Raw genomic sequence first — 13,342 nt, 5'->3', positions numbered from 1 at the left:
TTCACGTGCATTGCTGTGCTGTTGCTGCTGGCCCCATGGACCCGTGCCGAGCCGCAAGGCGTTTCGCGACAGGCGCCGCCTCTGGTGACCGTGGGCTACGACGCGGCCTTCGATCTGTTCAACCTGCTCGACAACCTGCCTGACTGGCTGCCGGGCTATACCAGCGCGATCTACAAGCAGGATTGGGAGCGCCGCTTCGGGCTGGACGCGCAGGATCGTGCAGCGCTGGAGGAGTACGCCCGCTTCCGCCAGCGCACGTCCCCCGTGGCCCGGGATGATGACAATGCACGGCCAGATGCGGAGCGCCTGTTTGCCGGCAGCGACACCCGCGTCGGCGACCCCTACACCGGCTACTTTCAGAATGCCGCGTCATTCGCGGCTGCCGTCAAGGCAGCAATCGCTGCGCAGGCGCCTGGCGACCGCGAGCTGTTGCGGCGCTACTACGCGCGGTTCGAGCCCCATGCCCGCGAGCTGCTGGCAGGGGCTGGACGCTTCACCCGGCAGCAGGAAGCCTTGACCTGGGAACTGGCGGCGCCTGAGACAGCCGCGTTCGTCGCGCGCATGCGCACGTTCTACGGCGCCGAGGCTGCGCCTGTCTTCCAGGTGCGTTTTGTGTGGTGGCCGTACACCAACCGCACCCAGGCCAAGCTGCGCGGCGGTTCCATCGTGCTGTTCTCGCCGCCGGGCGTGGAGGACGACTGGGCGCCGATCGTGCTGCACGAGTACGCGCACTTCCTTTCGGCTGGACAGCCTGCGGCCGGTCGTGAGGCATTGGCGGCAGCGTTCGCGCGGTTGTGCCCCGCGGCCCTGGCCCTGCCCAATCCGTTGAATGCATTGGAGGAGCCGCTGGCGATCTACTGGGGCCAGTACCGGTTTGAGCGGGAGGTGCGTGGAATGACGCTTTCGAGCCAGTCTTCGTGGTACGTCCAGCCCCATGCCGACCGCGCGGCGAAGGCGATCGCGGCCGCGTTTCCGGCGGATCAGCCCGCGCCCGTACTGAGTGAAGGCCCGCTGGCACAGGCTGCGGCGTCGGTCTGCGAATGAAGCCGTGGGATTGCCGCATGCCCGTCATAGCGGATTGCTAACTTCATTGGCACGATTTTGCGACACACTGGCGGCCAACATCCGAGCCAGGAACGACACGGAGACCCCGGGTGACTGACACCATCCAACAACGCAGCCTGCGACAGCTGATCGGGCCGGTAGGCGCCGACTACCGCCGACGCGCGCTGCCGCCCGGCTGGGTCTGGGCGGTGCTGGCCGCGATCGTCACTGCGGCCTGCCTGACCGCGCTGCCGGCGACGGCGGCGGTGTTCCTGGTGGCCAGCGCGGTGGTGGTGTACTGGCCGCGGCGCGACCAGGCCCTGGTGCCGGGCTGGCGCATGCTGGCCCTGGCCGTGCTGGCGGTGATGGTGTGGGGCCCGGACGTCATCGCGCTGTGGTTCGAGCACGGGGCGGCCGTTGCCCTGCTGACCCTGGCGTCGTTGAGCATCCTGACCCATGTCCGCCGCAGCTGGGCGCTGTCGCAGCAGCTGCAGCACCAGGCCGATGCGCTGGATGACCAGCAGCTGTTGGCCCTGTTGCCTGACGATGCGGCCCAGCTGGCAAAGCAGTGGCGGGCCGGCGACGACCGGCATGCGCCGGAGCTGGCGGTGGTGATGCACCTGGCGGTGATGCATGCCGCGCTGGCGCCGCGGATGCGCGGGCAGGGCATGCTGGCGGGCTGATCGCCCGGCTTTCTGTAGAGCCGAGCCATGCTCGGCTGCTTCAAACGCCAAGCCGAGCATGGCTCGGCTCTACAAAAAAGCGCAGTCGAGCATAGCTCGACTCTATATACCGCTGTTACGCGTCGCGATTTCCGCGACGCATCACGCGCTGCTTCTCGATCGCCCAGTCACGGTCCTTGGCGGCATCGCGCTTGTCGTGGGTCTGCTTGCCCTTGGCCAGCGCCACTTCCAGCTTGATCTTGTTCTTGCTCCAGTACATTGCGGTGGGCACGATCGTGTAGCCATCGCGCTCGACCTTGCCGACCAGCTTGTCGATCTCGTTCCGGTGCAGCAGCAGCTTGCGCTCGCGCCGGTCGTTGGCCACCACGTGGGTGGAGGCCTGGATCAACGGGGTGATCTGCGCGCCGATCAGGAAGATCTCGCCCTGCTTCACGTAGGCATAGGCGTCAATGATGTTGCCGCGCCCTGCGCGGATCGACTTCACCTCCCAGCCCTGCAGGGCCAGACCTGCCTCGAAGCGTTCCTCGATGTGGTACTCGTGGCGGGCACGCTTGTTCAACGCGATGGTTTTGTTGGCCGTCGCGTTCTTTGCTTTATCCTTGCCGCTGTTCTTGCTCATTTCCGTATTGTCTCCGATTCGGGCCCGCCCGGTCGATTGCCGAAACGCGCCGTCTTTATGCCTACTATCCGCCGCAGCGCCCTGGTCGAACACTCGGCCGCGCGCATGTTCGACCTGGTCAACGACGTCCAGGCATATCCGCGCCGCTTCCGCTGGTGCTCGGACGCTCGCATCCTGGAACAGGGCGAGGACCGCCTGGTCGCCCGCCTGGATCTGGGCCTGGGTTCGTTCAGCACCTGGTTCCAGACCGAAAACACCCTGCAGCGCCCGCACAGCATCGATATGCAGCTGCGCGACGGCCCGTTCAAGCAGCTGCACGGCCGCTGGGAATTCCATGCCCTGGCCGAGGATGCCTGCAAGGTCACCCTGACCCTGGAGTTCGAGCCGAAATCCCGCCTGCTCGCGCCGGCACTGGCGATCGGTTTCCAGGGCCTGGCCGACCGCATGGTCAACGACTTCGTCCGCGTTGCCGACGAGGGCTGAGCGATGATCGAGGTCGAGGTGGTGCTGGCCTGGCCGCAGCAGGTGCTGTCACGCCGGCTGCAGCTGCCGGAAGGCGCGACCGTGGCCGAGGCCATTGCCACCGCCGCCCTGGAGGGTAGTGGCGACTGTCCGGCCGCCGCCGTGCATGGCGTGCTGGCACGCCCGCAGCAGGCGCTCCTGGATGGCGATCGGGTGGAGCTGCTGCGGCCTCTGCAGGCCGATCCCAAGGAAAACCGCCGGCGTCGCGCGCGCGGCGATTGATTCCAGGGTCCTGCCCCGAAGGGCGGGCAGAAGGGCTCAGCGGCTCTTCTTCTTGTCCTTGGCCAGGTTGCGGCCGAACTGGCGGACCGTCTGCTGGGCCAGCGCCTTGTCGTTGGCCGGGAAGTAGTCGCCTTCCCAACGGGTCACGGCGTCGTTCTCGAAGTACACGGTGAAGTTCTTCACTTCGGTACGGCCGAGACGGTCGATCCGCTGGCTGGCGGTGTAGTCCCAACGCTGGGCGTGGAACGGGTCCGGCACGGACGGGGTGCCCAGCAGGGCGTTCACCTGCTGCTTGCTCTGCCCGACCTGCAGCTTGGACACGGCATCTTCCCGGATCAGGTTGCCCTGATAGATGGGTTGCTTGTAGATGATGCCGCACCCGGTGGTGGACAGGGCGACGGCGGCGACCAACAGAAGATTGCGCATCGGTACTGGCGGTTGGGGAAATCAAACCGATGATACACTCCCGGCGTGCCACCGCGACCCAATCCGAGGCAGCTGGCGCTAAATCGCCAATGAACGGAGACCTATGGAAACCCACGACCTGCGTAAAGTCGGCCTGAAGGTGACCCATCCGCGGATGCGGATCCTGGCGCTGCTCGAGCAGCGCAATGCCCAGCACCACATGACCGCCGAAGACATCTACCGCCAGCTGCTGGAACACGGCGATGAAATCGGCCTGGCCACGGTGTACCGGGTGCTGACCCAGTTCGAGGCCGCCGGTCTGGTGCTGAAGCACAACTTCGAAGGCGGCCAGGCCGTCTACGAGCTGGACCGCGGCGGCCACCACGACCATATGGTCGACGTGGACAGCGGCAAGATCATCGAGTTCGAAAGCCACGAAATCGAGGAGCTGCAGCGCAAGATCGCCGCAGACCACGGCTACGAGCTGGAAGAGCACTCGCTGGTGCTGTACGTGCGCAAGAAGCGCAAGTAAGGCGCCGCAGCCAGTTGCGGATACACGAAGACCCCGGGCCTGCCCGGGGTTTTTCGTTGCTGGGGTCAGATCCCTTTTCTGGCGGAAAAGGGCTGTGGCCCCTGATCTCCAAGCAGCAACCCCAGGTCCACCGCCTCGGCCATGGCCTGGTTGCCGGCATCGCCGGGGTGCAGGTGGTCACTGGAATCAAAGTCAGCGGCCATCCGCGACGGTTCCGCCGGGTCGCGCAGGGCCGCATCCAGGTCGACCACCGCATCGAAGGGACTGTCCGTGCGCAGCCAGTCGTTCAGCTGGCGGCGCAGTGCGTCCTTGTCTGCGTCGTAGTAGTCCTCCAGTGGCGTGCCGGGCAGGGCGCCGGCGAACGGCGGCAGGGTCGCGCCGAGGATGCGCAGGCCGTGGCGGCGGGCCTGCTGGGCCAGCGCCCGATAGCCGGCCTGCAGCTGGCCCAGCGTCGGGCGGGGCTCGTCTCGGGCGAAGGCCGTGCCCGGCCAGCTGATGTCGTTGATGCCGATCAGCACGATCACGCTGGCCACGCCGGGCTGGTCGATCACGTCGCGTTGGAAGCGGCCGAGGGCGGCTGCGCCCATGCCATCGCGCAGCAGGCGGCCGCCGGAAATGCCGGCATTGACCAGGGCCACGCCACGCGGGGCCAGACGGGCGGCCAGATGGTCGGTCCAGCGCTGGTCCTGGTCCAGGGTGGCGGTGGCGCCATCGGTGATCGAGTCGCCGATGACCACGACGCTGCGCGCGCTGGCCGGCGCCTCGACGTCGATCCCTGCCAGTAACGCGCGCGCCGTGGTCGGGCGGGCGTCGTGCAGCGTGCTCGCCGGGCTCTGGTTTCCGGGCGCGATCCAGCTGGTCTGCCGGCCGTCCCAGTGGAAGGTCTGCACCGGGGTCGGCCCGACCAGGTAGGTGCTGACCTGCACCTGCTGCAGGTTGCGGGTCGGCAGTGCGAGCAGATCGCTCAGGCGCTGCTCGCCCGGCGCGATGCGCACGCCCGGCTGACCATCGAAACGCAGCGCCAGCGGCGGCGAACAGGCCTCTGCCGCCACGCTGGCCGCATCGATCTGCAGCGGCTGCGTGCCGTGGGCGTTGCTCAGCCGCACCCGCAGGCGCGACCCGCCCAGGCTGAGCCGCGCGGTTTGGCGGAAGGTCTGGTTGTCCAGCTGCGCGGGCAGCAGTGTCGGGAACAGGAAGTCCGGCCCCCACACCGGTTGCGGGCTGGCCTGCCAGCTGGCGACCCAGTGGCTGGGGCTGGGAGGTTCAGCGCCGGCGGTGCCGAACAGGGCGATCAGGGCGGTGGCGGCAAGAGGGCGAAGGCGGCTCATCAGGCAATCGCGGCAGGAGGGAGCGTCATGGTGATTCCGGATCCATCTGTGAACTAGACTGCGGATGGATAATCATCTGTGAACTGAATTCACTGACATGGCACGACCCGACATCAACCGATCCGGCGAACTGGAAGTGTTCGTGCGGGTGATCGAGACCGGCGGCTTCTCCGCTGCCGCGCGCTCGCTGGACATGACGCCCTCGGCGGTCAGCAAGCTGATGGCGCGATTGGAGCAGCGGCTGGGCACGCGCCTGCTGCAGCGTTCCACCCGTCAGCTGCAGCTGACCCCGGAAGGCTGCGCGTTCTACGAGCGCGGCCTGCGCGTGCTGGCCGACCTGGAGGAGGCCGAGCGCTGCGCCAGCGCCCACGCCGAGCCGCGCGGGCGGCTGCGGGTCAATTCCAACGTGCCGTTCGGCCAGCACTTCCTGCTGCCGCTGCTGCCCGCGTTCCTGCAGCAGAACCCGCAGGTGGGCGTGGACCTGACCCTGAACGACGAGGTGATCGACCTGCTGGAGCAGCGCACCGACGTGGCCGTGCGTGCGGGACCGCTGAAGAGCTCCAGCCTGGTGGCGCGGCGGCTGGGCTCGACCCGGATGATGATCGTCGCGGCGCCGGCCTATGCGCAGCGCCATGGCCTGCCGCAGACCGCCGAGGGGCTGCAGGCGCACAACCGGCTGGATATAGGCCATGCGCGGGCGATGCAGGGCTGGCCGCTGCTGCAGGACGGACGCGAGCGGAGGGTGCTGCCCAGCGGCAATGCCCGTGCCAGCAATGGCGATGCGTTGCGCCAGCTGGTGCTGGGTGGGCTGGGTATGGCGCGGCTGGCGGCGTTCCAGGTGCAGGCTGACATTGCCGCGGGGCGCCTGCTGCCGGTGCTGGAGGAGGCCAACCCGGGCGACCTGGAAGAGGTGCACGCGGTGTTCCTGGGGCAGGGCGGTTACCTGCCGCTGCGCGTGCGGGCGTTCCTCGACTTCCTGGTGCAGCACGTGGATCTGGCGCGGCCGCTGGTGTAAACCCGCGCGCGGACGCGCGCGCAAGCGCGCGAACCGAGCGTGGTCTCGGCTCTACATATCGGTTTCGTCCGGGCGCACGTCGTAGAGCCGAGCCCATGCTCGGCTCAATGCGGTCAGTCCAGCGAGCTGGACGCGACCAGCAGCTTGCGGGCGGCGGCGCGTGCTTCCTTGCTCACTTCCACGCCACCCAGCATGCGTGCCAGTTCTTCCTCGCGCGCCTTGGTGTCCAGCTTCTCCACCGCGCTCTGGGTCATGCCTTCCACCGGGGCCTTGCTGACCCGGTAATGGGCATGGCCCTTGGAGGCGACCTGCGGCAGGTGGGTGACACACAGCACCTGGCGCTTCTCGCCCAGAGCACGCAGCTTCTGGCCGACGATGTCGGCCACCGCGCCGCCGATGCCCGAGTCGACTTCGTCGAACACCATGGTCGGCACCGCATCCAGGTCCAGCGCGGCCACTTCGATGGCCAGCGAGATACGTGACAGTTCACCGCCTGAGGCGACCTTGCGCAGCGCCCGCGGCGGCTGGCCGGCGTTGGCCGCCACCAGGAACTCGACGCGCTCGGCGCCCTGCGGGTCCGGCTTGCCGCTGTCCTGCGCTTCCAGCTCGATCAGGAACTGGCCGCCGCCCATGCCCAGCTCGGCGATGATGCCGGTGGTCGTGGCCGACAGCTCGGCAGCAGCCTTGCGGCGGCAGGCGGTGAGCACCTCGGCCTGCACGCGCCAGGCGGCCGCGGCCTTCGCGATCTCGCCGGCCAGGCGCTGCAGGCGCTCGTCGGCGCCGCGCAGCTGCTCCACTTCGGCATGCATGCGTTCGCGCTGCGCGCCCAGCTCGTCCATCGGCACGCGGTGCTTGCGCGCCAGGTCGTGCAGGCGGCCGAGGCGGCGCTCGTTCTCCTCAAACTGCTCCGGGTCGGCATCCAGGTCGTCGTGCACGCGGTCCAGCAGCGACAAGGCTTCGTGCAGCTGGATCGAGGCGTTCTCGATCAGGCCGTCCACTTCGCCCAGGCGCGGGTCGTGCTCGATCAGGCGCGACAGGTCGTGGCGCACCTGCTGCAGCAGATCCATCGCGGAGCTGCCGTCGTCGCCGTTGAGCTGGTTGCTGGCCGCCTGGCAGGCGCTCAGCAGGGCGCTGGCATGGGCCTGGCGGCGGTGGCTGGCGCCCAGCGCGACAATCGACTCGGGCTCAAGGTCCTCGCGGTCCAGCTCGCGCAGCTGGTGTTCAAGGAAGCCGATGCGGTCGGAAACGTCGCCCTGTTGCGACAGGGCCAGCGACTCATCGACCAGGGTCTGCCAGGCCGCAGCGGCGCGGCGCACCTGGCGGCGCACGTCCTCGTTGCGGGCATAGGCATCCAGCAGGGCCAGCTGCGACGGGCGCGTCAGCAGGGCCTGCTGCTCGTGCTGGCCATGGATTTCCACCAGCCGCCCCGCCAGATCGGCCAGCTGCGCCAGGGTCACCGGGCGGCCGTTGATCCACGAGCGCGAGCCGCCATCGGCGCGGATCACCCGGCGCAGCTGGCACTGGTCCTCGTCGTCCAGCTCGTTGTCGGCCAGCCACTGGCGCGCGGCCTGCAGCTGGTCCAGGGCGAACTCGGCCGACAGCTCGGCACGGGCGGCGCCGTGGCGGACCACGCCGCTGTCGGCGCGCAGGCCGGACAGGAAGCCGAGCGCGTCGACCATCAGCGACTTGCCGGCACCGGTTTCGCCGGAAACGACGGTCATGCCCGGCCCGAACTCCAGCTCGGTGGCGCGGACGACAGCAAAATCCTTGATCGAAAGATGTCTGAGCATGGGTACAGGGGTGTCTGAGCCGCGCAACGCTAGCACGCGCGGCGGGGTGGTCCAATGACTTGCCAAGGCGACGCACCGCCATTATCTAGTGTCCGTGTCTCACAGGTTGATTCCATGCACGGTTCCGCTGACCAGCTTGCCCCGCGTGCGCGCCATCTGCTGCGCACGCTGATCGCGCGTTACATCCAGGACGGTGAGCCGGTCGGCTCGCAGACACTGGCGCGCGTGGCGGGCCTGGAGGTCAGCCCGGCCACCATCCGCAACATCCTGGGCGACCTGGAGGACCTGGGCCTGCTGGCCTCGCCGCATACCTCGGCCGGGCGCATCCCGACCGCGCATGGCTACCGGGTGTTCGTCGACAGCCTGCTGCAGATGCAGCCGCCGGGCGAGGGCGAACTGGCCCGCCTGCGCCATGAGCTGGCCGGTGGCGGCAGCACCCAGGCCCTGCTCGGCAGTGCCTCGGAGCTGCTGTCGGCGATGAGCCACTTCGTCGGCGTGGTCAGCGCGCCGCGGCGCGAGCAGTTCGCCTTCCGACAGATCGATTTCGTGGCGCTGGACGGGCGCCGGGTGCTGGCGATCCTGGTGTTTGCCGACAACGAGGTGCAGAACCGGGTCATCGAGACCCGGCAGGCCTTCGAGCCGGGCCAGCTGGAACAGGTGGCCAACTACCTCAATGCGCATTTCGCCGGCCTGCCGCTGGCCAAGATCCGGACCCGCCTGCTGCTGGAGCTGCGCGACGCCCGGTCCGAGCTGGAGCAGCTGCTGGCGCACAGCATCGAACTGGCCGAGCAGGCCCTGCAGCCGCCGGCCGACGACATGCTGGTGGCCGGGCAGACCCGGTTGATGGGGGTGCAGGACCTGTCCGACCTGGAGCGCCTGCGCGAGCTGTTCGAGCTTTTCTCCAGCAAGCGCGAGATCCTGCAGCTGCTGGAGCGGACCATCCAGGCCCCGGGCGTGCGCATCTTCATCGGTGAAGAGACCGGGATGATGCCGCTGCAGGGGATCTCGCTGGTCACCGCGCCCTATACCGCCAACGGCCAGGTGCTGGGTGTGCTGGGGGTGATCGGGCCCAAACGGATGGCCTACGACCGGGTGATTCCGCTGGTCCAGGCCACCGCGGACGTGCTCGGGGCGGCCTTTTCGCCCCCGGGACGCGGTCCGGGGCCGGCAGACGCTTGAAACGCAGCATCCCGCCCACACTAGGGTGGGTGGAGGCGGAGAGTGACCGCCAGGGACCCAGACATGAACCAAGAACATCCAGATATCGAATCCCAGCAGAGCGCCGCCGATGCGGCCGCTGCTGCAGACACCCATGACGAACTGGAGCGCCTGCGCGCCGAGGTCGAGCAGGTCAAGGCCGATGCGCTGCGTGAGCGCGCCGACCTGGAGAACCAGCGCAAGCGCGTTGCCCGCGACATCGAGCAGGCCCGCAAGTTCGCCAACGAGAAGCTGCTGGGCGAGCTGCTGCCGGTGTTTGACAGCCTGGATGCCGGCCTGAAGGCCGCCGGCGACGATGCCAACCCGCTGCGCGAGGGGCTGGAAATGACCTACAAGCAGCTGCTGAAGGTCGCCGCCGACAACGGCCTGGTCCTGCTGGACCCGACCGGCCAGGCGTTCAACCCGGAACACCACCAGGCCATCAGCCAGGTGCCGGCCCCCGGCGCCGCCCCCGGCAGCGTGGTGACCGTGTTCCAGAAGGGCTACCTGCTCAACGAGCGCCTGCTGCGGCCGGCGCTGGTGGTCGTGGCCGCCGATTGACGCGTCGGGCCGGCAACGGCCCTTCGCCGTCAGGTAGCGCCTGGCCAGACCCGGCGCACTTTGAACGGTTGAACACAGCGTTCGGGTGATGGCTTGAATGTTCCACGAGCCTCCCCCACATCCCATTCATCCACCGGCCGACCGGCCGGACTGACACCAACAAGCATTCTTCAGGAGTCTCCCCCATGGGCAAGATCATTGGTATCGACCTCGGCACCACCAACTCGTGCGTGGCGATCATGGACGGCGGCAAGGCCCGCGTCATCGAGAATTCGGAAGGCGATCGCACCACCCCGTCGATCGTCGCCTACACCAAGGACGGCGAAGTCCTGGTCGGCGCCTCGGCCAAGCGCCAGGCCGTGACCAACCCCAGGAACACCTTCTACGCGGTGAAGCGCCTGATCGGCCGCAAGTTCACCGACGCCGAAGTGCAGAAGGACATCGCCCACGTCCCGTACAGCATCCTGGCCCATGACAATGGCGACGCCTGGGTGTCGACCAGCGATGCCAAGAAGATGGCGCCGCAGGAAATCTCGGCCAAGGTGCTGGAAAAGATGAAGAAGACCGCCGAGGACTTCCTCGGTGAGAAGGTCACCGAAGCGGTCATCACCGTGCCGGCCTACTTCAACGACAGCCAGCGCCAGGCGACCAAGGACGCCGGCCGCATCGCCGGCCTGGACGTCAAGCGCATCATCAACGAGCCGACCGCGGCCGCGCTGGCCTATGGCCTGGACAAGGGCGACAACAAGGATCGCAAGATCGTGGTGTACGACCTGGGCGGCGGCACCTTCGACGTCTCGGTGATCGAGATCGCCAACGTCGACGGCGAGAAGCAGTTCGAAGTGCTGGCCACCAACGGCGACACCTTCCTGGGTGGCGAAGATTTCGACAACCGCGTCATCGAGTACCTGGTTGAAGAGTTCAACAAGGACCAGGGCATCGACCTGCGCAAGGATCCGCTGGCCCTGCAGCGCCTGAAGGACGCCGCCGAGCGCGCCAAGATCGAGCTGTCCAGCGCCCAGCAGACCGAAGTGAACCTGCCGTACGTCACCGCTGACGCCTCGGGTCCGAAGCACCTGAACATCAAGCTGACCCGCGCCAAGCTGGAATCGCTGGTCGACGAGCTGATCCGCAAGTCGATCGAGCCGTGCCGCGTCGCCCTGAACGATGCCGGCCTGCGTTCGAGCGACATCAGCGAAGTGATCCTGGTCGGTGGCCAGACCCGCATGCCGAAGGTGCAGCAGGCGGTGACCGAGTTCTTCGGCAAGGAACCGCGCAAGGACGTCAACCCGGACGAAGCCGTGGCACTGGGTGCGGCGATCCAGGGCGGCGTGCTGGGCGGCGACGTCAAGGACGTGCTGCTGCTGGACGTGACCCCGCTGTCGCTGGGCATCGAGACCATGGGTGGCGTGTTCACCAAGATCATCGAGAAGAACACCACCATCCCGACCAAGGCCTCGCAGGTGTTCTCCACCGCCGAGGACAACCAGTCGGCCGTGACCGTGCACGTGCTGCAGGGTGAGCGCGAACAGGCCCGCTTCAACAAGTCGCTGGCCAAGTTCGACCTGTCCGGCATCGAGCCGGCGCCGCGCGGCCTGCCGCAGGTGGAAGTGTCCTTCGACATCGACGCCAACGGCATCCTGCACGTGTCGGCCAAGGACAAGAAGACCAACAAGGAACAGAAGGTCGAGATCAAGGCCGGTTCGGGTCTGTCCGAGGAAGAAATCGCACGCATGGTCGCCGACGCGGAAGCCAACCGCGAAGAGGACAAGAAGTTCCAGGAACTGGTGCAGGCCCGCAACCAGGCCGATGCCCTGATCCACGGCACCCGCAGCGCCATCACCGAGCACGGCAGCAAGGTCGGCGGCGATGTCATCGGCAAGGTCGAGGCGGCACTGGCCGACCTGGAAACCGCGATGAAGGGCGACGACAAGGCACAGATCGAAGCCAAGTCGAAGGTCCTGGAAGAAGCCGGCCAGGCGCTGTTCGCCGCCGCTTCGGCCGACCAGGGCGGTGCCCCGGGTGCCGACGCCGGCAACGCAGGCAAGGCGCAGGATGACGTGGTGGACGCCGAGTTCACCGAAGTCAAGGACGACAAGAAGTCCTGATCCGGACCGACACGGGACGCTGGCTGCCAGCGTCCCGTTGTCGTACCAGGGTCCTGACCGCCCACCGGCGTGTCGGGGCGCCCGACGCAAGAGCGGACCTTGTTCCGCTCTTCCGCTTTGACGAATCCCGACTTTCCGGAATGCGATCCAAGATATGAGCAAGCGCGATTACTACGAAGTGCTGGGTGTTGCCCGCACCGCCACCGACGAAGAGCTGAAGAAGGCCTACCGTCGCTGCGCGATGAAGTTCCACCCGGACCGCAACCCGGGTGATGCGGCGGCCGAAGCCTCCTTCAAGGAGTGCAAGGAAGCCTACGAAACGCTGTCCGACGACAACAAGCGCCGCATGTACGATGCCCACGGCCACGCCGCGTTCGAGCACGGCATGGGCGGTGGCGGCGGTCCGGGCGGCCCGGACATGAACGATATCTTCGGCGATATCTTCGGCAACATTTTTGGTGGCGGCGGTGGCGGTCAGCGCCAGGCCCGTCGCGGTGCCGACATCGGCTACGTGATGGAACTGGATCTGGAAGAGGCCGTGCGCGGCGTCGAGCGCCGGATCGAGATCCCGACCCTGGCCGAGTGCGGCGACTGCGATGGCAGTGGCTCCGAAGACGGCAAGGTCGAGACCTGCAACGTCTGCCATGGCCGCGGCCAGGTGCGCATCCAGCGCGGCATCTTCGCGATGCAGCAGGCCTGCCACAACTGCAACGGCCGTGGCCAGATCATCGCCAAGCCCTGCAAGACCTGCCACGGCAACGGCCGCATCGAGGAAGACAAGGTGCTGTCGGTGAAGGTGCCGGCCGGCGTTGATACCGGCGACCGCATCCGCCTGCAGGGCGAAGGCGAGGCCGGCCCGGCCGGTACGCCGCCGGGCGACCTGTACGTGGAAGTGCGCGTGCGCGAGCACCACATCTTCCAGCGCGACGGCGACGACCTGCACTGCGAAGTGCCGATCCGCATCTCGCAGGCCGCACTTGGCGACACCGTGCGCGTGGCCACCCTCGGCGGCGAAGCGGAAATCCGCATTCCGGCCGAGACCCAGACCGGCAAGCTGTTCCGCCTGCGCGGCAAGGGCGTGCGTTCGGTGCGCAGCCGCAGCGAAGGCGACCTCTACTGCCGCGTGGTGGTGGAAACCCCGGTCAATCTCACTGCGGACCAGCGCAGGCTGCTGGAGCAGTTCGAAGCGACCTTCAACGGCGAGGAGGCGCGCAAGCACTCGCCGAAGTCGGCCACGTTCATCGATGGCGTGAAGGGCTTCTGGGACCGCATGACGTCCTGAGTTCTTGAACGGAAACGTACAACGGTAGCGCCGG

The 13,342-nt window shown here is 67.8% G+C and carries 14 protein-coding genes; 10 read left to right on the top strand and 4 right to left on the bottom strand.

Annotated elements, in window-relative coordinates; translation table 11 throughout:
- Positions 1-15 precede the first annotated feature (15 nt).
- Together DCO49_RS10120 and DCO49_RS10115 are read left to right on the top strand one after the other, a co-directional pair.
- A complete protein-coding gene (locus tag DCO49_RS10120) occupies positions 16-1,044 on the top strand; it encodes a hypothetical protein (RefSeq protein ID WP_133249418.1) in 1,029 nt (342 codons plus the stop codon).
- A 110-nt stretch (positions 1,045-1,154) separates the two neighbouring features.
- Positions 1,155-1,727, top strand: coding sequence for a hypothetical protein (locus DCO49_RS10115; protein ID WP_079221547.1), 573 nt, complete (start codon positions 1,155-1,157; stop codon positions 1,725-1,727).
- Between the two features lie 115 nt (positions 1,728-1,842).
- Here the strand turns inward: DCO49_RS10115 and smpB are convergent, their stop codons facing one another.
- A complete protein-coding gene (smpB, locus tag DCO49_RS10110; RefSeq protein WP_079221548.1) occupies positions 1,843-2,346 on the bottom strand; it encodes an SsrA-binding protein SmpB in 504 nt (167 codons plus the stop codon).
- A 57-nt stretch (positions 2,347-2,403) separates the two neighbouring features.
- On the opposite strand from smpB, the gene DCO49_RS10105 reads away from it, so the two are divergent.
- The gene (locus DCO49_RS10105) at positions 2,404-2,829 is read left to right on the top strand and encodes a type II toxin-antitoxin system RatA family toxin (protein ID WP_108759463.1); all 426 of its coding nucleotides are present in this window, start codon (positions 2,404-2,406) and stop codon (positions 2,827-2,829) included.
- Between the two features lie 3 nt (positions 2,830-2,832).
- Entirely contained in the window at positions 2,833-3,090 is a 258-nt protein-coding gene (locus DCO49_RS10100; RefSeq protein ID WP_116863925.1) for an RnfH family protein, read from the top strand.
- Between the two features lie 36 nt (positions 3,091-3,126).
- Here the strand turns inward: DCO49_RS10100 and bamE are convergent, their stop codons facing one another.
- Positions 3,127-3,516: an outer membrane protein assembly factor BamE gene (gene bamE, locus DCO49_RS10095; RefSeq protein ID WP_116863924.1), complete on the bottom strand. Its 390-nt coding sequence runs from the start codon at positions 3,514-3,516 to the stop codon at positions 3,127-3,129.
- A 103-nt stretch (positions 3,517-3,619) separates the two neighbouring features.
- On the opposite strand from bamE, the gene fur reads away from it, so the two are divergent.
- Positions 3,620-4,027 (top strand): ferric iron uptake transcriptional regulator, encoded by a 408-nt coding sequence (fur, locus tag DCO49_RS10090; RefSeq protein WP_005409235.1) that lies wholly within the window; start codon positions 3,620-3,622, stop codon positions 4,025-4,027.
- Positions 4,028-4,092: 65 nt separating this feature from the next.
- Here fur and DCO49_RS10085 read toward each other — a convergent pair whose 3' ends face one another.
- On the bottom strand, positions 4,093-5,355 hold the full coding sequence (locus DCO49_RS10085) for an SGNH/GDSL hydrolase family protein (protein ID WP_116863923.1): 1,263 nt from the start codon (positions 5,353-5,355) through the stop codon (positions 4,093-4,095).
- A 97-nt stretch (positions 5,356-5,452) separates the two neighbouring features.
- Between DCO49_RS10085 and DCO49_RS10080 the strand changes: the two genes are divergently transcribed.
- Positions 5,453-6,370 carry a LysR family transcriptional regulator gene (locus DCO49_RS10080; protein ID WP_116863922.1) on the top strand — a complete coding sequence of 306 codons (918 nt, stop codon included), beginning with the start codon at positions 5,453-5,455 and terminating at the stop codon, positions 6,368-6,370.
- A gap of 113 nt (positions 6,371-6,483) precedes the next feature.
- On the opposite strand, the gene recN is transcribed toward DCO49_RS10080, so the two are convergent.
- Complete coding sequence (recN, locus tag DCO49_RS10075) at positions 6,484-8,160, bottom strand: DNA repair protein RecN (protein ID WP_116863921.1); 1,677 nt, start codon at positions 8,158-8,160, stop codon at positions 6,484-6,486.
- Positions 8,161-8,274: 114 nt separating this feature from the next.
- Here recN and hrcA point away from each other — a divergent pair, with 114 nt between their 5' ends.
- From hrcA to dnaJ, 4 genes are all read left to right on the top strand, one after another.
- A complete protein-coding gene (gene hrcA, locus DCO49_RS10070) occupies positions 8,275-9,339 on the top strand; it encodes a heat-inducible transcriptional repressor HrcA (protein ID WP_116863920.1) in 1,065 nt (354 codons plus the stop codon).
- Between the two features lie 63 nt (positions 9,340-9,402).
- Complete coding sequence (grpE, locus tag DCO49_RS10065; RefSeq protein ID WP_116863919.1) at positions 9,403-9,918, top strand: nucleotide exchange factor GrpE; 516 nt, start codon at positions 9,403-9,405, stop codon at positions 9,916-9,918.
- Positions 9,919-10,103: 185 nt separating this feature from the next.
- Positions 10,104-12,026: a molecular chaperone DnaK gene (dnaK, locus tag DCO49_RS10060; RefSeq protein WP_116863918.1), complete on the top strand. Its 1,923-nt coding sequence runs from the start codon at positions 10,104-10,106 to the stop codon at positions 12,024-12,026.
- Between the two features lie 154 nt (positions 12,027-12,180).
- Positions 12,181-13,308, top strand: a complete 1,128-nt coding sequence (gene dnaJ, locus DCO49_RS10055; protein ID WP_116863917.1) for a molecular chaperone DnaJ — start codon at positions 12,181-12,183, stop codon at positions 13,306-13,308.
- Positions 13,309-13,342: the final 34 nt, after the last annotated feature.

Source organism: Stenotrophomonas sp. SPM, from assembly GCF_003105135.1.
GTDB lineage: Bacteria > Pseudomonadota > Gammaproteobacteria > Xanthomonadales > Xanthomonadaceae > Stenotrophomonas.
The sequence above is the reverse complement of the archived record's forward strand: the minus strand, read 5'-3'. Positions and strand labels throughout refer to the sequence as shown.

Excerpts from the sequence above, each read along its gene's own strand:
- smpB (WP_079221548.1), bottom strand. The coding sequence starts at position 2,346 with ATGAGCAAGAACAGCGGCAAGGATAAAGCAAAGAACGCGACGGCCAAC.
- DCO49_RS10105 (WP_108759463.1), top strand. The coding sequence starts at position 2,404 with ATGCCTACTATCCGCCGCAGCGCCCTGGTCGAACACTCGGCCGCGCGC.
- DCO49_RS10100 (WP_116863925.1), top strand. The coding sequence starts at position 2,833 with ATGATCGAGGTCGAGGTGGTGCTGGCCTGGCCGCAGCAGGTGCTGTCA.
- bamE (WP_116863924.1), bottom strand. The coding sequence starts at position 3,516 with ATGCGCAATCTTCTGTTGGTCGCCGCCGTCGCCCTGTCCACCACCGGG.
- fur (WP_005409235.1), top strand. The coding sequence starts at position 3,620 with ATGGAAACCCACGACCTGCGTAAAGTCGGCCTGAAGGTGACCCATCCG.
- DCO49_RS10085 (WP_116863923.1), bottom strand. The coding sequence starts at position 5,355 with ATGAGCCGCCTTCGCCCTCTTGCCGCCACCGCCCTGATCGCCCTGTTC.
- DCO49_RS10080 (WP_116863922.1), top strand. The coding sequence starts at position 5,453 with ATGGCACGACCCGACATCAACCGATCCGGCGAACTGGAAGTGTTCGTG.
- recN (WP_116863921.1), bottom strand. The coding sequence starts at position 8,160 with ATGCTCAGACATCTTTCGATCAAGGATTTTGCTGTCGTCCGCGCCACC.
- hrcA (WP_116863920.1), top strand. The coding sequence starts at position 8,275 with ATGCACGGTTCCGCTGACCAGCTTGCCCCGCGTGCGCGCCATCTGCTG.
- grpE (WP_116863919.1), top strand. The coding sequence starts at position 9,403 with ATGAACCAAGAACATCCAGATATCGAATCCCAGCAGAGCGCCGCCGAT.
- dnaK (WP_116863918.1), top strand. The coding sequence starts at position 10,104 with ATGGGCAAGATCATTGGTATCGACCTCGGCACCACCAACTCGTGCGTG.
- dnaJ (WP_116863917.1), top strand. The coding sequence starts at position 12,181 with ATGAGCAAGCGCGATTACTACGAAGTGCTGGGTGTTGCCCGCACCGCC.